Annotated in this window: 15 protein-coding genes and 1 pseudogene; 9 read left to right on the forward strand and 7 right to left on the reverse strand. The window is 73.5% G+C overall.

Annotation, left to right across the window (positions count from 1 at the left end):
- Positions 1-69: 69 nt before the first annotated feature.
- On the reverse strand, positions 70-1,386 hold the full coding sequence (locus GSF22_RS14310) for an ABC transporter substrate-binding protein (protein WP_208814059.1): 1,317 nt from the start codon (positions 1,384-1,386) through the stop codon (positions 70-72).
- A gap of 421 nt (positions 1,387-1,807) precedes the next feature.
- On the opposite strand from GSF22_RS14310, the gene GSF22_RS14315 reads away from it, so the two are divergent.
- Positions 1,808-2,587, forward strand: a complete 780-nt coding sequence (locus tag GSF22_RS14315) for a pyrimidine reductase family protein (protein ID WP_208814060.1) — start codon at positions 1,808-1,810, stop codon at positions 2,585-2,587.
- Between the two features lie 60 nt (positions 2,588-2,647).
- Here GSF22_RS14315 and GSF22_RS14320 read toward each other — a convergent pair whose 3' ends face one another.
- From GSF22_RS14320 to GSF22_RS14330, 3 genes are all read right to left on the reverse strand, one after another.
- Entirely contained in the window at positions 2,648-3,943 is a 1,296-nt protein-coding gene (locus tag GSF22_RS14320; protein ID WP_208814061.1) for an MFS transporter, read from the reverse strand.
- Positions 3,940-5,091 carry a PLP-dependent cysteine synthase family protein gene (locus GSF22_RS14325; RefSeq protein WP_208814062.1) on the reverse strand — a complete coding sequence of 384 codons (1,152 nt, stop codon included), beginning with the start codon at positions 5,089-5,091 and terminating at the stop codon, positions 3,940-3,942. Before GSF22_RS14325 ends, GSF22_RS14320 begins: the two co-directional genes overlap by 4 nt.
- Before the next feature lie 93 nt (positions 5,092-5,184).
- Complete coding sequence (locus GSF22_RS14330; protein WP_208814063.1) at positions 5,185-5,730, reverse strand: hypothetical protein; 546 nt, start codon at positions 5,728-5,730, stop codon at positions 5,185-5,187.
- A 371-nt stretch (positions 5,731-6,101) separates the two neighbouring features.
- Here GSF22_RS14330 and GSF22_RS14335 point away from each other — a divergent pair, with 371 nt between their 5' ends.
- Positions 6,102-6,509, forward strand: coding sequence for a DUF7144 family membrane protein (locus tag GSF22_RS14335; protein ID WP_208814064.1), 408 nt, complete (start codon positions 6,102-6,104; stop codon positions 6,507-6,509).
- Here the strand turns inward: GSF22_RS14335 and GSF22_RS14340 are convergent.
- Together GSF22_RS14340 and GSF22_RS14345 are read right to left on the reverse strand one after the other, a co-directional pair.
- The gene (locus GSF22_RS14340) at positions 6,498-8,144 is read right to left on the reverse strand and encodes a hypothetical protein (RefSeq protein ID WP_307803992.1); all 1,647 of its coding nucleotides are present in this window, start codon (positions 8,142-8,144) and stop codon (positions 6,498-6,500) included. The genes GSF22_RS14335 and GSF22_RS14340 overlap by 12 nt on opposite strands.
- A gap of 156 nt (positions 8,145-8,300) precedes the next feature.
- Positions 8,301-9,836, reverse strand: a complete 1,536-nt coding sequence (locus tag GSF22_RS14345; protein ID WP_208814065.1) for a M4 family metallopeptidase — start codon at positions 9,834-9,836, stop codon at positions 8,301-8,303.
- Between the two features lie 467 nt (positions 9,837-10,303).
- On the opposite strand from GSF22_RS14345, the gene GSF22_RS14350 reads away from it, so the two are divergent.
- The 6 genes from GSF22_RS14350 to GSF22_RS14375 are packed head-to-tail and all read left to right on the forward strand — an operon-like array spanning position 10,304 to position 18,515.
- Positions 10,304-12,088: an ATP-binding protein gene (locus GSF22_RS14350; protein WP_208814066.1), complete on the forward strand. Its 1,785-nt coding sequence runs from the start codon at positions 10,304-10,306 to the stop codon at positions 12,086-12,088.
- An 8-nt stretch (positions 12,089-12,096) separates the two neighbouring features.
- Positions 12,097-13,245: an exonuclease SbcCD subunit D gene (locus tag GSF22_RS14355; RefSeq protein WP_208814067.1), complete on the forward strand. Its 1,149-nt coding sequence runs from the start codon at positions 12,097-12,099 to the stop codon at positions 13,243-13,245.
- A complete protein-coding gene (locus GSF22_RS14360; RefSeq protein ID WP_208814068.1) occupies positions 13,245-15,719 on the forward strand; it encodes an AAA family ATPase in 2,475 nt (824 codons plus the stop codon). The genes GSF22_RS14355 and GSF22_RS14360 overlap by 1 nt, the downstream gene beginning before the upstream one ends.
- A gap of 52 nt (positions 15,720-15,771) precedes the next feature.
- Complete coding sequence (locus tag GSF22_RS14365) at positions 15,772-16,740, forward strand: hypothetical protein (protein WP_208814069.1); 969 nt, start codon at positions 15,772-15,774, stop codon at positions 16,738-16,740.
- 6 nt (positions 16,741-16,746) lie between these two features.
- Complete coding sequence (locus GSF22_RS14370) at positions 16,747-17,598, forward strand: spermidine synthase (protein WP_208814070.1); 852 nt, start codon at positions 16,747-16,749, stop codon at positions 17,596-17,598.
- Entirely contained in the window at positions 17,595-18,515 is a 921-nt protein-coding gene (locus tag GSF22_RS14375) for a DNA-3-methyladenine glycosylase family protein (protein ID WP_208814071.1), read from the forward strand. The genes GSF22_RS14370 and GSF22_RS14375 overlap by 4 nt, the downstream gene beginning before the upstream one ends.
- Before the next feature lie 548 nt (positions 18,516-19,063).
- On the opposite strand, the gene GSF22_RS14380 is transcribed toward GSF22_RS14375, so the two are convergent.
- Entirely contained in the window at positions 19,064-19,576 is a 513-nt protein-coding gene (locus GSF22_RS14380; protein ID WP_208814072.1) for a DUF1990 family protein, read from the reverse strand.
- 99 nt (positions 19,577-19,675) lie between these two features.
- On the opposite strand from GSF22_RS14380, the pseudogene GSF22_RS14385 reads away from it, so the two are divergent.
- Positions 19,676-19,912 (forward strand): annotated as a pseudogene (locus GSF22_RS14385) (IS30 family transposase); the annotation flags it as partial.

The following is a 19,912-nucleotide window of genomic DNA, read 5'->3' on the forward strand; positions in this document are numbered from 1 at the left end:
GGGGCGAGGAGGACGGAGCAGGGACGGCCGGCGGGGCGCCCCACGGGCTCCGGTGGTGTCACGGCCGGGTCACTTGCCGGCTGCGGCACCGTTCTTCAGCGCTGCCTGCCACTGCTCGTCGGCGGACTTGCCCTGCTCGACGGCGCGGAGGGTGTTCTCCACGGCGGTACGCACCGCGTTGTTCTTCGGGCCCAGGTAGACCGGCTTCAGCTCGCTGGCACCGGCGGCGAAGATCTTGCCGACCGGGGCCTTGCTGAAGTAGTCGTTGGTGGAGTCGGCCACCGCCGGGTCGGCCAGCGCCTGCGGCGAGGACGGCAGGTTACCGACCTTCTTGAACGCCTCGACCTGGCCCTTGGCGCTGGTCAGGAACTTGACCAGCTCGGCGGCCTCCTTGGCGTGCTTGCTCGACTTCGGCACGGCGAGGAAGGAACCGCCCCAGTTACCGCCGTTGCCCGGCGCCTTGGCGACGTCCCACTTGCCGGCCGCCGAGTCGCCGGCCTGGCCCTTGATGACACCGGTCATCCAGGCGGGGCAGGCGATGGTGGCGAAGGTGCCGTTCTTGAAGCCGGCGTTCCACTCGTTGGAGAACGACTGGAGGTTGTTCGACAGGCCGGCCGCGATCATCTTGGTGGTCAGGTCGTAGGCGGCCTTGACGTCCGGGTTGCTGTCGATGACCAGCTTGTTGCTCTTGTCGTAGTAGGTGTAGCCGCTGCCCTGGCCAGCGGTCTGCATCAGCACGACGTTGAAGAAGTTGGTCGCCGAGTCGACGAACTTGTTCTTCTTGTCGGCCGTGGCGAACTTCTGGCCGGTCTCGATGAAGGCGTCCCAGGTGGGCCAGAGGGCGCCGACCTGCTCGCGGTCGGTGGGCAGTCCGGCGGCCTTGAACAGGTCGCTGCGGTAGCACAGGGCCATCGAGCCGACGTCGGTGCCGAGGCCGATCACCTTGCCGTCCGGGGTGGTGCCCTGCTCCCACTTCCACGGCAGGAAGTTGCCCTTGAGGTCGTTCGCGCCGTGGTCGGCGAGGTTCACGAACTTGTCGGCCTGCGCGTAGAACTGCACGATCGTGCCCTCTTCGAGGGCGACGACGTCACCGGCCCCGGACCCGGCGGTGATCTGCTGGGTCAGCCGGGTGTTGTGGTCACCGAGACCGAGGCCCTTGCCCCGCTCCTGGATCTTGACGTTCGGGTGCTCGGCCTCGTACTGCTTGTAGAGCTCCTCGTAGCCGAAGCCCTGGTCGCCGAAGACGTCGACGACGAGCGTGATCGGCTCGTCGGCGTTGCCGGAGTCCTTCGAATCGGAGCTGTCGCCACAGGCGCCCACGGCGAGCACCGCGACGGAAGCGAGCGCGATGGCCGCGAACCGCCGACGGCGGAGCGTGACGCTCATCCTGACCCCTCTCAGGTCGGTTTGCATGTGTGGTGGGGGTGCGGTGCGCTCCGTGGGGACCCGGGTTCGTGCTGATCACGAAGGTCGGAACCGGCGTTGCCGCGGTGATCCGAGGGGCCCTTCGGTGATCTACGCCACCACATCCCGGGAGCGCTCCCACGAGCGTGCCCGGGAGGCATCGGAGTGTCAATAGGCCCTTGGGAGCGTTCCCATTTCGTTACCGGTTGATGGCGACCTGCGTACCGGACGGCGAAAGTACCCACGCACCCGCAGCCGACCGGCTCCGGGCGGCTTAGGCTGCGAGGATGATCTGCCGAGCGTGCCGGGAGCGGCGGCACGAGGACTGCCCGGGCCGGAACTGGTGCGACTGCCAGCACCGCACGCCCGGACCCACGCCCCCGGTCACCGGGCCGGCCGGCGAATGACCGGAGCCGACCGCCCCCGGCACCCCACCGACCAGCCCGCCGCGATCACCCGGGTCTGGCCGGCCAGCAGCGGGGAGCCGCTGGACGACGCGGCCATCGTCGACTGCTACCCCCGCGTCGGGCGGCCCCGCCTGCGGGTCAACTTCGTGACCAGCATCGACGGCGCGGTCAGCGTGGACGGCTACTCGGCCGGGCTCTCCGGTGGGCCGGACAAGCGGGTCTTCGGCACCCTGCGGATGCTCTGCGACGCACTGCTGGTGGCCGCCGGCACGCTCCGCCACGAGGGGTACCGGGCGCTGCGCCTGGACGCCCGACGACGGGCCTGGCGGCAGGAGCACGGCCTGCCCGAGCACCCCACCCTGGTGGTCGTCTCCGGTTCCCTGGACCTCGACCCGGCGCTCGCGGCGTTCGCGGACGCCCCGGTACGGCCGTTGGTCCTCACCCACGACGCGGCGACCGCACCCCCCGGGCTGACCGACGTCGCCGACCTGCTGCGCGTCGGCGCCGACCGGGTGGATCTCGTCGCCGGGCTGGGCGAACTGCGCCGCCGGGGCCTGCACCAGGTGCTCTGCGAGGGCGGCCCGTACCTGTTCGGCGCGCTCACCGCCGCCGACCTGGTCGACGAGGTCTGCCTGACCGTGGCGCCGCTGCTCGCCGGGGCGGGCGCCGGCCGGATCACCGCCGGCCCGCCGAGCCTGCCACGCACCATGCGGCTGCGGCACACGCTCGCCGCCGCCGACGGCACGCTGCTGCTGCGGTACGCCCGGACGGACTGACCGCACGCGGCGCTGTCCCCGGCCACGACGTACACCGCGACCGGGGACATCCGCCTGCGGTCAGCCGCCCGCCCGGGCGGCCACCGGTGCCGGGGTGCCGGGGGGACGGTCGTTCACCAACTGTCCCCGGCGGGCGAGCACCGCGACCGCCCCCGCGCAGCCGAGCCCGGTGACCGCCAGGGCCACCCAGGGCAACGCGGGCACACCCAGGTCCCGCCCGACGTCGATGGCCAGCCCGGTGAGCAGGTTGCCGACGGCCACGCCGATCCCGGAGAGCGTGCTGTAGAGGCCGTAGTAGGTGCCGACCATGCCCGTACCGGCGAGGTCGACGATGGTGGCCATCTCGAACGGGTAGACGATCATCGTCGCCAGGGTGAGCAGCAGGGCACTGGCCAGGGTGGGCGTGAGCGCGAGGGCGTACCCGAACCAGCCGTCCCGCCCGGCGCCGGGACGGGTACCGGCGGCGAGAACCAACGGCACGAACGCCGACGCCATCACCACCAGCCCCCGGGTGATGGCCTGCCCGGGGGTCCACCGGGCCTTCACCCAGGCGGTCAACCGGACCTGCCCGGCGATGGTCAGCAGGCCGGACACGGCGAAGAGCACGGCGATCCCGGCCTCGCCGCCGGTCGCCCGGCGTACCTCGATCGGCAGTCCCAGGTACACCTGGAAGTTGAGCACGTACGAACCGATCATGGCCAGCGAGAAGAGCAGGAACGGGCGGTGGGCCAGCACCTCCCGCCAGTCGGCGAGCACGTTCTGCGCGGGCCGGTCGGTGACCGCCCGGCGGTCCGGCAGGGCCCGCGCCTGGAGCACCAGCAGCAGCGCGAAGAGCGCGGCGGCGACCAGGCACACCCAGCGGAAGGCCGCACCGAGCAGGGCCAGCCCGACCAGCGGCCCGAGCAGGATGCCCGCCTGGTAGAACACGTTGAACGCGGCGAACGCGTCGACCTTGCGCTCGCCGGCCTCCGCGGCGACGTACGCGCGGACCGCCGGGTTGAACAGGGCCCCGGCCAGCCCGGTCAACGCGGACGCCAGGATCAGCGCCGGCACCGACTCGACGAAGCCCAGCAGGGCGAACCCGACCACCCGCAGAGCCAGGCCGGCGAGGATCATCGGCTTGTAGCCGAGCCGGTCGGCGAGGCTGCCGCCGATCAGGAAGACCCCCTGCTGGCTGAGGTTGCGCACGCCGAGGATCAGGCCGACCGTCCAGGCGGCCAGCGCCAGCTCGCCGGAGAGGTAGCCGGCCAGGTAGGGCATCAGCATGTAGAAGCCGACGTTGATGGTGAGCTGATTGACCAGCAGGAGCTGGACCGGCCGGTTGAACGACCGGAACTGGCGGATGGTGGCCGTCATGCCGGTACCCCGCCGCTCGCCGCCCGGCTCTCCGTTCCCTGCGCGGGGACCGCAGTCGGGTCCAGCACGTTGGCGCAGCGGGTCCACCGGACGACCTCCCGCTCGGTCGGGTGGTCGACCTCCTCCGGCGCGCCGGCCGGGGGACGGTCCAGCAGATCGTGCTGCCGGCAGTAGGTGTCGTTGAAGACGGTCTCGGCGTACCGCTGCGGCCCGTCGGGGAAGACCGCCACGATCCGGGTGTCGGCCGGCATCGTCCGGGCCAGCCAGGAGGCGACCAGTGCCACCGCCCCGACGCTCCAGCCGCCGGTGACGTACCGGCCGCTGGCGAGCCGGCGGCTCGCCCAGACCGACTCCGCCGGGGCGACCCAGTGCACCTCGGCGAAGGCGTCGTAGTCGACGTTGCGGGGGTAGATGCTGCTGCCGAGACCGCGCATCAACCTCGGTCGGGCCGGCTGACCGAAGATCGTCGACCCGACGGTGTCCACGCCGACCAGCCGCATGTCCGGGTGGAACGGGCGCAGCACCCGGGAGATGCCGGCGCTGTGGCCGCCGGTACCGACACTGCACACCAGAACGTCGATCCGGTCGAGCTGGGCGGTCAGTTCCAGGCCCAGTTCCCGGTACGCGCCGACGTTGTCCGGGTTGTGGTACTGGTCCGGGCAGAACGCGCCGGGTCGGGCCGCGACGAGTTCGGCGACCCGGTCCCGGCGGGCCTGCTGCCAGCCCCCGGTGGGGTGGGGTCGCTCGACCACGTCCACCCGGGCGCCGTACGCGCTGAGCAGGTACCGCATCGACGGCTCCATGCCGGGGTCGGTGACCAGGGTGACCGGGTGACCGTAGATCATGCCGGCCAGGGCCAGACCGAGCCCGAGGGTGCCGGAGGTCGACTCGACGACCGGGGCCCCCGGGGCGAGTTCGCCCCGTTCCCGGGCACGGCGCAGCAGGTGCAGGCCGGGTCGGTCCTTGATCCCGCCCGGGTTGTGTCCCTCCAGTTTGGCCCAGAAACCGGCGTTGCTCGCGCCGCTGAGTTCGGGCATCCACAGCAGCGGCGTGTTGCCGACCAGTTCGAGCAGGCTCGGTGCGGCCAGGGCCGGCTGGAGCGTGGCGCGGTGGGCGATGCCGGGCAGGGCGGTACGGACGAGATTCATGGTTGGTGGTCTCTCTGTGACAGGCGTCGGGTGATGGCGGACAGCGCGGTGGAGCGCTTCGGCGGGGCGCCGAGGCTCACCGGGCGGGGACCGTCATCTCCGCGAGACAGAGAGCTGTGCCAGACGTAGGCCGAGGGCGGGGGGCGGTGCGGTACCGGCAGGCTGCCCGTACCGGCCGGTACCGTCGGGCGGGGTGGCCGGTGCCGGGTCGACGACAGCCGGTGACACCAGATCGGTGGCGGGTGGCGCACCGGCGGCCACGAGGATCGGGATCTCCGCGCAGCACGATGGTGGCGCCGGCGCGACCGACCGGCCGGGGCCGGCGACGTTGCCCGCCGACGGGGCCTGGTGGTCCGACGGGGTTTCCGGGTGCGCGGCCGACGCGGCGCCGGACCGTGCGTCGGGGTGGCCCGAGGGCCCGTCGGCCGGGCAGTGCAGGCGGTCCGCCCCCGGCCCCGCCAGGTGGAGGACCGCCAGGTAGCGGTGTCCGAGCTGCTGGTGCTCGTGCACATGGTGGTGACCGTGGTCGGGTCCGCCGTGCGGGTGGCAGAGCGCCTGGATCCCGGTGGTACCCAGGACCATCAACAGCAGCAGCGCTGCGACGACACCCCGCTGGGGCACCGACGTCCGCTGCGACATGGGTTCTCCTCCTACCGACCGACCAGCCCCGACAAAAGCCACGGAAGTAGCAGAAAGCCACGGAGCGGGATTGACGCCACCAGACTGGTTTACACCACTCCGCGCGACAACCCCAGTCACTCGGCGTTTTCCCCTATCCCCGGGTCGCCCGGAAGGCCGGGTCCGGCCGGTTGGTGCCGGCCGGTCAGCATCGGGGCTGGTCGGCGCCGGCCCGCCGGCTCCCTCGGAGGCAGCGGAACACCCACCGCGTACCGGCGACCGCACATAGCCTGGCCAGAGGCGGCCGGGGAACGGCCGGTCCGGCCCGTCGACGGGTACGGCCGGTCCGGCCCGTCGGGGTACCGACCGGACCAGGCGACAGGAGGGGCCCGATGGCGGCGGTGCGGGACGGTGGCCGGGCACCGGGACGTCCCGCCCTGCTCGCCGGCAGCCTGGTCGGCCTCGCCGGTCTGCTCGACCTGCTCGCCGGCCTCGGCAGGCTCGCCTCGGAGCCGTACGTCCTGATCACCGAAAGGGGCATCCACCACCTGCACACCAGTGGCTGGATCGCCCTGCACCTGGTGATCGCGGCGATCACCACGGCAGCCAGCCTGATGATCATGACGGACCGCCGGTGGACGGCACCGCTCGGCAGCGGCGTGGTCGGCGTCAGCATCGTCGTCGACCTGCTCTTCCTGCCCTACGAGCCGCTGCGCGCCCTGCTCGCGATCGGCCTGGAGGCCGGCGCCGTCCTGATCCTGGTCCGGCACGGGCGGCTCTGGCCACGGCTACCGGGGTGATCGGCTGGTCTCACACACCTTGCCGGTCCGGGCCGGATCGGGGCCGGTGGGATCGCGCCACACCGGGTTGAGGGAGAGCGCCAGCGGCGGCGCCTGCCAGGCGGCGGCGAGCCGCTGCAACGGGGCGTACTCCGCCCGGCGGTCCTCGACGGCGACGCCCCGCAGGATCTCCACCAGCCGACGCTGGGCGACCGCCCGGCCGATGATCCCGCCGTGGAAGGCCGGGAGCTGGAAGACCGGGATGTCCGCGTACTCGCCGGGGGGCGACTCGGCGGCGGTGACCGTCGGCACGAACGCCACCATCACCACGCCCGGTACCGGGCAGAGCGTCTGGTTGCGGTAGAACGGCGCGTTGTCCAGGATCGAGCGGACGAACGGCCCGTCCGGGTCGTCCTTCACCGGCTTGGTCAGGTTCGCCAACCCGAAGATCCCCCGGAGCAGCCATCCGGCCGCGACACCCCAGCCGGTCTGCTGGTCCGGCGGCGGGTAGTAGGTACGCCCGGCCCGGACCAGCGGACTGAACAGCAGGACCGTGTCCACCGGGGAGCGGGGCCGTTTCGCCAGGTAGGTACGGGCCACCATGGCCCCCTCGCTCTGCCCGAGCAGGACGATCCGCCGCCCGGTCCGGCGGTGCAGCGCGTCGACGTGGGCGGAGAGGAGGTCGGCGCTGGTGCCCAGTGCCTGCTGGGTGGCCTGCGGTTCGTACGGCAACGGCCGCCCCTGCCCGTCGAGTCCCCGGTAGGAGAAGCGCTCCACGAAGGGGTCGGCGGCCGGCTGGCCGTTGTAGTGGGAGGCGTAGCCGGCGAGGACGATCACCGCCCGGTCGATGTCTGCGGGCAGCGACTGGCTGAGTACCGGAGGCCGCCACTCGCCACGGGTACCCGCGTTGACCCCGATGACCCCCTGGGCGACCACCGGGCTGACCATGACCAGCACGACGGCCAGCGGAGCGACCGGCACCCGGTAGAGAAGGATCCGCCGGGGCAGGAGGGCGGCCGACACGGTCCGTTTCCAGAGCAGGCCGTTGGCCACCCCGGCGAGCGCGGCGATCGGCACCGCCCACCAGCCGACGCCGCTGGAGGTCGCCGCTCCGGCGACGGTGAGCAGCACGAAGTTCAGGCTGGTCCAGCCGGTCAGCTCGATCGACGGCAGCCCCCGCCACCAGTCGGCCACCACCACGGCCCGTTGCAGGAACGGGGCGAGGACCAGCAGCGGGAGCAGGGACGCGAGCAGGTACCAGGAGAGGGCGACGCCGGCGGCGGCCACCGAGAGCGCCGCCCACGGCGCGATGATCAGTGCGGCGAGCAGGGTGACCACGGTGTTGCGCTGGAACAGCCACCCCCACGAGGGACGGTGCGTCCCGACCGGCCAGGCCAATGCGATGAGCGCCACGGAGAGCACCACCCGCAGCACGGCGACGACCAGGAACTCGACCACGAACCCGGCCCACGAGCTGTGGTAGACCAGCAGCCACCGCAGGTCGTGGTACGAGTCGTACGGCCAGACGGCACTGGCCTGCGGGGCGAGCCCCTCCGCCGCCTGGAGGTTGAGCCAGACCAGGAGCCCCACCTCGACCGCCGGGGGTACGGCGGCGACGACCAGCAGCAGCGTGGTCCGACGGTCCGGCAGTCGCACCCGTACTCCCCCTCGCCCGGTTCCTCCGACCCGGCTCCCAGGATCGCGCGAACGCCCCGCTCCGGGGGCGGTAATCGCGGTTCCGGACCGGGACGGGGAGTCACCGGGTCCGGGGGGCCGGCGTGACGCCGACCCCCCGGAGAGGTACCGGACGGGTCAGTTGACGCCCACCGCAGACCAGGCGGCGGCGACGGTGGCGTACTCGGTGCTGCCCGCGCCGTAGAGGTCGGTGGCCGCGGAGAGGGTGGCGGTCCGGGCGCCGGCGTAGTTGGTGTTGGAGGTCATGTAGCGGGTCAACGCGCGGTACCAGATGGCACCGGCCTTGGCGTTGCCGATGCCGGTGACGGTGCTGCCGTTGCAGGTCGGGCTGTTGCCGTACGACGAGGAGCCGCTGCCGACCGCGAGCAGGTAGAAGAAGTGGTTGCCCACCCCGGAGGAGTAGTGCACGTCGATGCTGCCGATGCCGCTGTACCAGCAGTCCTTCGACGACCCGTCCTTGGACGGCTGGTCCATGTAGCGCAGCGGCACCCCGCTGGTGCGCAGTTCCTCGCCGATCAGGTAGTCGGCCGGGTCGTTCGCGTTGGCCGCGTAGAACTCGACCAGGGTGCCGAAGATGTCGCTGGTGGCCTCGTTGAGGCCGCCGGACTCGCCGCTGTAGACCAGGCCGGCGGTGTTGCTGGTGACCCCGTGGGTCATCTCGTGCCCGGCGACGTCCAGCGAGGTCAGCGGACGCCAGCCCTGCGCGGCGTCGCCGTCACCGTAGGTCATGCAGAAGCAGCTGTCGCTCCAGAACGCGTTCACGTAGTTGGCGCCGTAGTGCACCCGGCTGTACGCGGCGACCCCGTCGTTGCGGATGCCGTTGCGGCCGTGCACGTTCTTGTAGTAGTCCCAGGTCACCGCCGCCCCGAAGTGGGCGTCGGCGGCGGTGGTGGCCCGGTTGGCCAGGGTGCCGTCGCCGAAGACGTTGGTGGTCGAGGTGACGATCGTGCCGGTACCGAAGCGGCGACCGTTCAGGTCGTACGTCTTGTGTCCGCCCCGGGCGCCGTCGTTGAGCTGGTAGGTGCCGCTCGCCAGCGTGGTACCCACCGGCACCTGCCCGGAGTGGAGGGTGTTGCCCACCCCGTCGCGGTGGATGCCCTCCCAGGTGCGGCGTACCGCGCCGGTGGTCGCGTCCACCAGGACGTGCAGCTCGCTGGGGGTCTGGTCGGCGTGCACCCCGCCGACGACCACCTCGTAGGCCAGGGCCGGCGTACCGCTGTGCGCGTCGACGACCAGTTGACTGCCGTCCACCCGGCGGTCGGTGGCGGTGGAGGCGGCCAGTGCCACCGTACCGGCGGCTGCGGCGTCGATCCGGGCCTGGCGGGACAGCCGGGGGGTGGTGCCGAGGGTCTGGCTGGTACCGCGCCAGGTGTTGCCCTTGCCCAGGTGCACGACGAGGTCGCCGCCGAGCACCGGCAGGCCGCCGTAGTAGCGGTGCAGCCGGACGTGCTCGGTACCGTCCGGGTCGGTGAGGACGTTCTGGAGGGTGAAGGACTGCTCGGCGCCGACGCGGGCGTGGTCGGCGTGCGCCCGGAGCTGCCCGACCGCGCGGGTCAGGACGTCGGTGGGCGGTGCGGCGGAGGCGGCGAGTGGCGCGCTGGTGAGGACGAGGGCGGCGGTGACCAACCCGCCGAGGACGGTACGTCGACGCATGGAGCATCCCTTCATCACAGACGGCCCGCCGGAGGGCGACGGGCGATCGGCCGGCGGGGTGGAGCGGCGCCGACCGGACTGTCGGCCGGCGGAGCGGAGCAGCACCGGCCGGGGGTGACCGCCACGGAGGGCGGAGCATGGCGATCGTATCGATCGTTAGACATATGTCTATAAGAATGGGGATCTTCGAGATGCCGTGACAATGCCGATCGGGCAGCTCATGACGCACCGGTGAACATCGTCTTTAAATTTAAGTTCATAAATTGATGAACAAATTTCGCACAACGTCCCGCCGTCATCCGGGCCACGCGCGCCCGTCACGGCGGGTCGCCCCCGACACACGGTCGGTCAGCGGTACGCACCGGTTTGGTGTCCTGCGCCGCGTCGCGTGGCAACCTGTCGTACGGCTCGGGCAGGATGCAGGGCGTGCACCATGACCTGATCCCCTCCCGGAGCGGGGTGACCCGATGACGATCGAGCTGACCGGGCCGGGCGGGCCGGCCCACGAGGGCGATCCGGACGGGGCCGGCGAGCGGGTCGGCCGGGTGCTGGGCACCGCCGACGCCACCCCGCTCACCTTCTGGACGGCCGTCTCCCCGGACAGCTACCTCCAGCTCGACGACGTGGTGGTCACCCACCGGGAGCTGCCCGACCGGGAGCCGGTCACCATCGCCGGCGTGGTCACCGGGGTCCGCGCCCGGCACGAGGGTGCCCAGTTCGACTCCGACGTCTTCGCCATCGCCGACGGCACCCTGCCGGCCCAGGTGCAGGAGGCCGCCGAGATCACCACCACCCGGGTCGACCCGGAGCTGTACGTGCCCCCCACCCCCGGGGCGGTGGTCTACCGGGCCGCCGGGGACGCCCGCGCCCGCGCCCTGCACTTCGACCGGATGGAACGACGCATCCCGATGGGCATGGGGCGCGACGGGGTGCCGGTCTACCTCAACGCCGACTTCCTCGACGGCAGCCGGGGCGCCCACGTCAGCATCTCCGGCATCTCCGGGGTCGCCACCAAGACCAGCTTCGCCACCTTCCTGCTGTACTCGGTGTTCCGCTCGGGTGTGCTCGGCGGCGACGCGGTCAACGCCAAGGCGCTGATCTTCAACGTCAAGGGCGAGGACCTGCTCTTCCTCGACCACCCCAACGCCCGGCTGGACGAGGCCACCACCGCCGCGTACGCCCGGCTCGGGCTGAGCGCGGGCGCCTTCCCCGACGTGCGCGTCCACGCCCCGCCCCGGGCCGGCGACGCCTCCGGCACCCCGGACGTGAGCAGCCGGATGACCGGGGTGGACAGCTTCTACTGGACGCTCACCGAGTTCTGCGCCGACCGGCTGCTGCCGTACGTCTTCGCCGACGCCGACGACGAGCGCCAGCAGTACACGATGGTGGTCCACTCGGTCGCCGCCCACCTGGCCCGGTACGCCCAGCCCGCCGACGGCGGGATCAGCATCGACGGGGTCCGGCTCGGCTCGTACCCCGACCTGGTCGACCACGTCGTCGAGCAGCTCAACGACGACGAGACCCGCGCCGACTGGGCGGGCAGCGCGGTCGGCCTCGGCACGGTCAACGCGTTCGCCCGGCGGTTGATCGGCAGCAAGAAGGACCTCAGCCGGCTGATCCGGGGCGACCTGGCCACCCGGCGCCCGCACTCCATCAACACCTCGGAGAGCGCCCAGGTCACCGTGGTCGACCTGCACAACCTGCCGGACCGGGCACAGCGCTTCGTGGTGGGTGTGACACTCAAGAGCGAGTTCGAGCGCAAGGAGAAGGCCGGCACCGCGAAGCCGTTGCTCTTCGTCGTGCTGGACGAACTCAACAAGTACGCCCCCCGCGAGGGCTCCTCGCCGATCAAGGAGGTGCTGCTCGACATCGCCGAACGCGGACGTTCCCTCGGGGTGATCCTGATCGGCGCCCAGCAGACCGCCAGCGAGGTGGAGCGGCGGATCGTCACCAACTCGGCGATCCGGGTGGTGGGCCGGCTCGACCCGGCCGAGGCGTCCCGCCCGGAGTACGGGTTCCTCCCTCCCGCCCAACGGCAGCGCGCCCTGCTCGCCAAGCCGGGCACCATGTTCGTCAACCAGCCGGACATCCCGGTGCCGCTCTGCCTGGAGTTCCCCTTCCCGGCCTGGGCCACCCGGGTCTCCGAGGCGGGCCGGGCCCCGTCGGAGACGCTGCGCTCGATCACCCAGGCGGCCGACCCGTTCGCCGTGATCGGCTCCGGCGGTCCGGCCGACGACGACATCCCCTTCTAGGCGGCACCGTGAAGATCCTGCACACCTCGGACTGGCACGTCGGCAAGGTGCTCAAGGGCCAGTCCCGCTACGAGGAGCACAAGCGCGTCCTCGGCCAGGTGGTGGAGATCGCCCGCGCCGAGCATCCTGACCTGGTGATCGTCGCCGGGGACCTCTACGACACCGCCGCCCCCACCCCGGACGCCACCCGACTGGTCACCCGGGCGCTGACCGCGCTGCGCGGCAGCGGCGCGGCGGTGGTGGCGATCGGCGGCAACCACGACAACGGCCCGGCGCTGGACGCGCTGCGGCCCTGGGCCGAGGCGGCCGGGATCGTGCTGCGCGGCAGTGTCCGGGACAACCCCGCCGAGCACATCGTCGACGGGGTCACCGCCGACGGGGAGCGCTGGCAGGTGGTCGCCCTGCCCTTCCTGTCCCAGCGGTACGCGGTCCGCGCGGTGGAGATGTACGAGCTGACCGCCGCCGAGGCGCACCAGACGTACGCCGACCACCTGGCCCGCCTGATCGGCCGGCTCGCCGAGGGGTTCACCGAACCGGACCGGGTACACCTGCTCACCGCGCACCTGACCGTGGTCGGCGCGGCGGTCGGCGGCGGGGAACGCGAGGCGCACACCGTCCTCGGCTACGCCGTACCGGCCACCGTCTTCCCGGGCACCGCGCACTACGTGGCGTTGGGTCACCTGCACCGGTCGCAGAAGGTGCACGGTCCCTGCCCGATCCGCTACTCTGGCAGCCCGCTCGCGGTGGACTTCGGCGAGGAGGAGAACGTCCCCTCGGTGACCCTGGTCGAGGTGACCGCCAGCACCGCCGCCCGGGTCCGGGAGGTACCGGTCGCGACGGCGGTGCCGCTGCGTACCGTCCGGGGCACCCTCGCCGAGCTGGCCGCCGTCGACCCGGGTGACGCCTGGCTGCGGGTGATCGTCCGGGAGCCGCCCCGGGCCGGGCTGCGCGAGGAGGTGCAGGACCTGCTCCCCCGGGCCCTGGAGGTCCGGGTCGACCCGGCCATGCTGCCCACCCCGGCCAGCCGGGCCCGGGCCGCCCAGCGGGCCGGCCGCTCCCCCGCCGACCTGTTCGGCGACTACCTCGCCAGCCGGGGTCAGGCCGACGACGGGGTACGCGAGCTCTTCGGTGAGCTGATCGAGGAGGTGGACGCCTGATGCGTCCACTGCGGCTGGACATGGCGGGCTTCGCGGCGTTCCGCGAGGAGACCACCGTCGACTTCACCGACGCGGACTTCTTCGCGCTGGTCGGCCCGACCGGCTCCGGCAAGTCGACGGTGCTGGACGCGATCTGCTTCGCGCTCTACGGCACGGTGCCCCGCTGGGCGAGCAGTCGGGGCATCGCCAACGCGCTCGCGCCGTCGGCCACCGAGGCGCGGGTCCGGCTGGTCTTCGAGTCCGCCGGGGACCGGTACGTGGCGACGCGGGTGGTCCGCCGGGACGGTCGGGGCAACGTCAAGACCGGTAACGCGGGGCTCCAGCTCATGCCGACCGGCTTCGACGTGACCAAACTCGACACCGGGATGAGCCCGGACGACCTGGGTGAGGTGCTGGCCGGCACCCCGGCCGAGATGGAACAGGCCGTGCTCGACGCGGTCGGATTGCCGTACGAGCAGTTCACCAGCTGTGTGGTGCTGCCGCAGGGGCAGTTCGCGGACTTCCTGCACGCCAAACCCGCCACCCGGCAGCAGATCCTGGTCAACCTGCTCGGCCTCGGTGTCTACGAGGAGGTGCAGAAGAAGGCGACCGCCCGGGCCGCCGAGGCCGAGGCCCGGCTCGGGGTCATCGACCAGGAACTCGACCGGCTGCGCGACGCCGACGACGACGCCCTGGCCGCCGCCGAGGCCGGGGTGGTGGCGATGCGCCGGCTCGCGGCCGAGGTCGACGCCGCCGTACCGGAACTGGAGCGGACCCTGGCGGCGGTGGCCGCCGCCGAAGCCGGACTGGCCGCGCTCGACGCCGAGCTGGCCGAGCTGGACCGGCTCCGGCCGCCGGCCGGGGTGGGTGAGATCGCCCGCGCGGTGGCGGACGCCCGCACCACGGCAACCGAGGCGCACGCGACGGTCACCCAGGCCGAGGAACGGGAGGAGAAACTCCGGGGCGAACTGGCCGCCGCCGGTGACCCGGCCGAGGTGAGCCTGCTGCTGGGCGCCCACGCCGACGCCGACCGGCTCGCCACCGAGGCGGACACCGCACGGGACGCCCTGCGCCGCGCCGAGGCCGCGCACGCGGCGGCCCAGGCCGCGCTGACCGTCGCGCGGGACACCCGGGCCACCGCCGACGCCGAGTTGGAGGCCGCCCGCCGGGCCTACCAGGAGGCGCAGGCCACCGACCGGGCCGCCGCCCTGCGCGCCCACCTCACCGCCGGGGCGGCCTGCCCGGTCTGCACCCGACCGGTGACCGAGGTGCCACCGTTGCCGGCCGGGTCGGCGGTCCCGGCCGCCGAGGCCGCCGGACATGCCGCCCGGGCCGCCGCCGAGGCCGCCGCCCGACAGGTCGACGAGCGGGACCGGGCCGCCCGGGACGCCGAGCGGGTCCGGGACCGGGCCCGCAACCGGTGCGAGCAGCTCGACGAGCAGCTCCGCGCGCTGACCGTCCGGCTCGCCGACTCCCCCGGCCCGGCGGCGCTGCGCCGGGAACGGGACGCCCACCGGGCGCTCCGCGACGAACTGGAGGCCGCCGGGGCGGCCGTCCGGTCCGCCCGGGAGGTCGCCCGCCGGGCCCGCGCCGCCGTGGAGAGCAGTGAGGAACGGCTGCGCACCGCCTGGCGGGCCTTCGACACCGCCCGGGACGGGGTGGCCCGGCTCGGCCCGCCCGCCGCCGACCGGGACGACCTGACCGCCGCCTGGGCGACCCTCGCCGACTGGGCCACCGGCGCCGTCGACCGGCGCCGCGCCGACCGCACCGTCCGGGCGGCGGCGGTCGACGCGTCCCGCACGGCCAGCGGAAGCGCCCGGGAGCGCATCGCCGGCCTGTTCACCGCCGCCGGGCTCACCCCCGACGACGATCCGGTACGCGCCGCCACGATCGCGGTGGAGCGCGCCGACTCGGCCCACCGGCGGCTGGTGGAGCGGCGCGCCGAGGCGGACCGGCTGCACGAGCAGCGGGGCGAGCACGAACGGGCCGCCCGGGTCGCCCGGGCCCTCGCCGGTCACCTGCGGGCCAACAACTTCGAACGGTGGCTGCTCGCCGAGGCGCTGGACCTGCTGGTCGACGGGGCGTCCACGATCCTGCGGGAACTCTCCGGCGGCCAGTACGAGCTGATGCACGACAAGGGCGAGTTCTTCGTCGTCGACCACCACGACGCGGGGCTGCGCCGGGGGGTGCGGACCCTGTCCGGTGGGGAGACGTTCCAGGCGTCGCTGGCCCTGGCGCTGGCGCTCTCCGAGCAGTTGGCCGGCATGTCCACCACGGCGGCGAGCCTGGAGTCGATCGTGCTCGACGAGGGGTTCGGCACCCTCGACGCGGCCACCCTGGACGTGGTGGCGGCCACCCTGGAAAACCTGGCCGCCCGGGGTGACCGGATGGTCGGCGTGGTCACCCACGTGCCCGCGCTGGCCGAGCGGGTGCCGGTCCGTTTCCAGGTACACAAGGACGCCCGGACGGCCCGCGTGGAACGGACCGGCCTGTGAGCGCGAGGAGCGAGCTTGCGAGCCCCGCAGCCGCGAACGGAAGGCCGACGCGGTGACCGACGAGACGCAGCTCTTCGTCGACTCCTGGGATCCGTCCTTCGGTGCCTCGTTCGAGGCGGCCGGCGGTGGCCCGGCCACCCCGAGCAGCACCCCGGTCGACCCGTCGGTGGAGATCCCGGCGGCCGAGTGGCGACCGGTCGACCCGGCGCCGGGGGTACCGGCCCCGGAGGTGGTGCTACTCGTCGACGGGGTACGCCGGATCGACGCGAGCCTCTGGACGGCGGAACCGGACGGCGCCTCGTACCCGGGCGTGGCCGCCTCGTACGCCGCCGGGGTGGTCCGCTGCGACCTGGGCCGGGGGGCCGCCGCGCTGGCCGGTGCCCGGGTCGGCCGGGGCCTGTTCACCGCCAGCCCGTCGGCCGGGGACGTGGTCGCCGGGCAGATCCGCTACCCGGTGCACCGGGTCGGCGGTACCGGTGAACTGGCCCGGCTCCAGGCGGCTGTGCAGGGGCCGCTGACCGAGCTGGAGGTGGCGGTCTCCGGGGCCGCCCGCACCGACGGTGACCTGCTGGTGGTGGACGGGCCGTTGCGTAACCGCCGCCGGCTGCCCCGCGCCATCGGGTACATCAAGACCCAGCACTCGCAGTACCTCGACGCCCGGCTGACCTCGGTGGTGACCCGGATGGCGTCGGGGCAGCGGTCCCCGGTGTTCGCCCTGCGTACGTCGTGGGGCGGCTGGTCGTGGTACCTCCGCCTGCCGGTGTCCACCGGCGCCCCGTGGGCCGGCATCGTCCGGGTCGAGTGCTCCCCCGACCTGACCGCCGAGGAGGCGATCGGGTTGGCCGACCTGTCACTGGTGACGCTGCCCCGGTTCGCCTCCAGCCCCTACAAGGACCCCCGCGCCCCGCAGAACCTCGTCCCGATCGCCGGTCTGGAACGCCGGCTGCGGGCGATGCTCGGCGACGGCCGGCTGCTGCACCGGGTCCTCACCTCGACGGTCCGTCGGGGCGGACGGCGGTAGTCGGCAATGGGTCGGAAACGGGGCACCGAACGAACGGTCGCCCAGGTGGACAGCGGTACCGCCGAGCTGGTGCCGGACCCGGACCGGGCGGGGGCGTACACCCTGCTGCTCGACGGGGCGCCGCAGTCGCACGTGGACCTGACCGATCCGACGCACCTGGAGTTCGAGTACGTCCGGCGGATGGCCGCCGCGATCGACCTGATCGCCCCGGCGGGGGCCCCGCTGCGGGTGCTGCACCTCGGCGGCGGCGCGTTGACCCTGCCCCGGTACGTCGCGGTCACCCGGCCCGGCTCGACGCAGCGCGCGGTGGAGGTCGACGGTGCACTGGTGGAGCTGGTCCGGCAGGCACTGCCCTGGCCGGCGGACGCCCGGCTCCGGGTCCGGGTGGCCGACGCCCGGCAGGCGGTGGAGTCGACCCGGGACGCCTCGGTCGACCTGGTGGTCGCCGACGTGTTCGCCGGTGCGCGTACCCCGGCGCACCTGACCTCGGTGGAGTTCGCCGCGCAGGTGGCGCGGGTGCTTACCCCGGGCGGACACTACCTGCTGAACGTGGCGGACGGTCCGCCGCTGCGGCACGCCCGCGCCCAGGTGGCCACGGTCCGGTCGGTGCTGCCCCGGGCTGCGCTGGTGGCTGACGCGGCGGTGCTGCGCGGCCGGCGGTACGGCAACCTGGTGCTGCTCGCCGGGCGGACCGACCTGCCAGTGGCGGCGCTGACCCGGCGGGCCGCCGGGGACTGGTTCCCGGGGCGGGTGGTCGCCGACGACGAGTTGGACCGGTTCGTCGGTGGAGCGACGCCGGTGCCGGACGAGACCGCCACCGCCTCCGCGCCCCCGCCGGAAGGTATCTTCCGCAGATGACCGGGACCGGACCGGCGGTGAACCGGACCCTGCACCCGCCGGCCGGGTACGACTTCGCCGGTACGGTGCGGGCGCTGGCCATGGGCGCGCACGACCCGTGCGTCCGGATCGTGGCCGGCACCTGCTGGTTCGCCACCCGTACCCCCGACGGGCCGGCGACCCTGGCGCTGTACCGCCACGGCGCGGAGCTGGTCGCCGACGGGTACGGGCCCGGGGCGGGCTGGCTGGTCGACCGGGCCGACGGGATCGCCGGGCTGCGCGACGACCTGACCGGGTTCGCCGCGCTGGCCGGGGCCCATCCTGTGGTGGCCCGGCTCGCGCACCGGCACGCCGGACTGCGGATGCCGGCCACCGGGCAGGTCTTCCCCCGGCTGCTGCGGGCCGTCCTGGAGCAGAAGGTCACCGGGAAGGAGGCGTTCCGGGCGTACTCGGCGACGGTGCGTCGCCTCGGTGAGCCGGCGCCCGGTCCGCTGCACCCGCTGTGGGTGCCGCCCGAGCCGGCCGTGGTCGCCGCCCAGCCGTACTGGGTCTTCCATCCGTTCGGGGTGGAGCAGCGGCGCGCGGAGACCCTGCGCCGGGCCGCCGCCGTCGCCGACCGGCTGGAGCGCTGCGCGGATGCCGCCGAGGCGACCCGCCGGTTGACCGCGATCGCCGGCATCGGGCCGTGGACCGCCGCCGAGGTGGTCCGGATCGCGTACGGCGACCCGGACGCGGTGAGCGTCGGCGACTACCACGTACCGAACACGGTGGCCTGGGCGCTGGCCGGTGAGGCACGCGGTGACGACGCCCGGATGCTGGCCCTGTTGGAGCCGTTCCGGGGGCACCGGGGGCGGGTCTGCGTGCTGCTGGCCGCCGCTGCGGTGCAGGCGCCCCGGTTCGGGCCGAGAATGCCGCTCCGGTCCTTCGCCCGCTACTGACCACCCCGTTGGCCACCTCGCTGGCCACGCCCTCCGGCCCGCTCCGCGCCCGGGTCCGCTCCCGCCGGCCCTGCTCCCGCCGGCCCTGCTTCCCCGGGTCCGCTCCGGCGCACGGCCAACCGCCGCTACCCGACCGACGCCGGCCCGACCACGCCCTCTCTTTCACCCAGAGCAATCAGCCCACCGGGATGCACGACCCACCCTCACCCCCTTTGCTCTGCTTCAGCCGAGGAAACAGCAACTCAGCGTTGCCATCTGACCACCCGTCGCCTAATCGGGCCGCGAAATGTCCCCAGCTCAGCGGGTGTTGCCGTCGCTGAAGCAGAGCAAAGGACGCGAGTAACCCATCCTCACCCCACGGCGGGCATGACGTTCGGTAACACCTGCCCCATCTGAGCCGATGACTACGCACGGTGTCGGGTCGTGGGCGGCCGAACCGAGGTACCGGCCCCCGGTACGCCCGGACCGGCGGCCCGCCACCGCGACGGCCGGCACCGCCCGGCCACACCCTCCGGTCGTCGGACGCCCCGCCGGTCGCGTCGGGCGGTCTAACCGGTCACACCCGCACAGAGCCGCCGCAGGGTACGTCCGAGCCACCAGGCGTACCCGGACTGGAAGACCCGGACGACCGGCCCGCCGGCCCGGGTGAACCAGCGGTCCGGGACACTGAACGCGCGGACGGTGAACCAGACCGCGCCCGCGTCGCCCCGCTCCACCAGGAACGCCTCCTCGCCGCGTTCCGGGTGCCCCGGCAGCGTGCCGTACCCGAAACCGACCTGCCGATCGTCGGCGACCGCCCAGACCACCCGGCACGGTCCCCACAGCCGCAGCGGGCCCACCCCCACCCCGACGGTGACCGCCACGCCGGGCTCGGCGCGGGGCGCGGTGGCGTCGATGCGTACCCCGGCGGTCCGGTGCAGTCGCCAGCTGAGCACCGCCTCCCCGGCTGAGGCGAGACTGCCGTCCGGCAGGCGTACCCGGTGCCGCAGATGGCTGTAGCCGGCCGGCAACGCCGCCTCACTCCGGGTGGCACCCACCTCGGCATACGTCAACTCAGCCACCGCCCCAGTGTAAGGAAGGGCCCCTTCTTAACGCTTGGGGTCTAGTGGTCCTCGCAACACCCGGATCTTCTGGGGGTTGCGAGGACCGTGTCCGTTTCCGTGGAACTCAAGGCGAAGTTCTTCGAGGTTCTCGATCGCGTCGGCAGTGTGCCCGTGGCTGCGTGTGAGGTTGGTGTCAACCGGAACACCGGGTACAGGTGGGCTCGTCTGGCGAGTCGCGGCTCGATGTCCGTCTCGCGGCGTCATCCCCGCCGGGATGAGTACGAACGCCTGCGTGAACAGGGAGTTGCCCGACGTCGTGCCGCGCAGCAGGTCGGGGTCAACGAGCGTACCGCC

Source organism: Micromonospora echinofusca (genome assembly GCF_017614955.1).
GTDB lineage: Bacteria > Actinomycetota > Actinomycetes > Mycobacteriales > Micromonosporaceae > Micromonospora > Micromonospora echinofusca_A.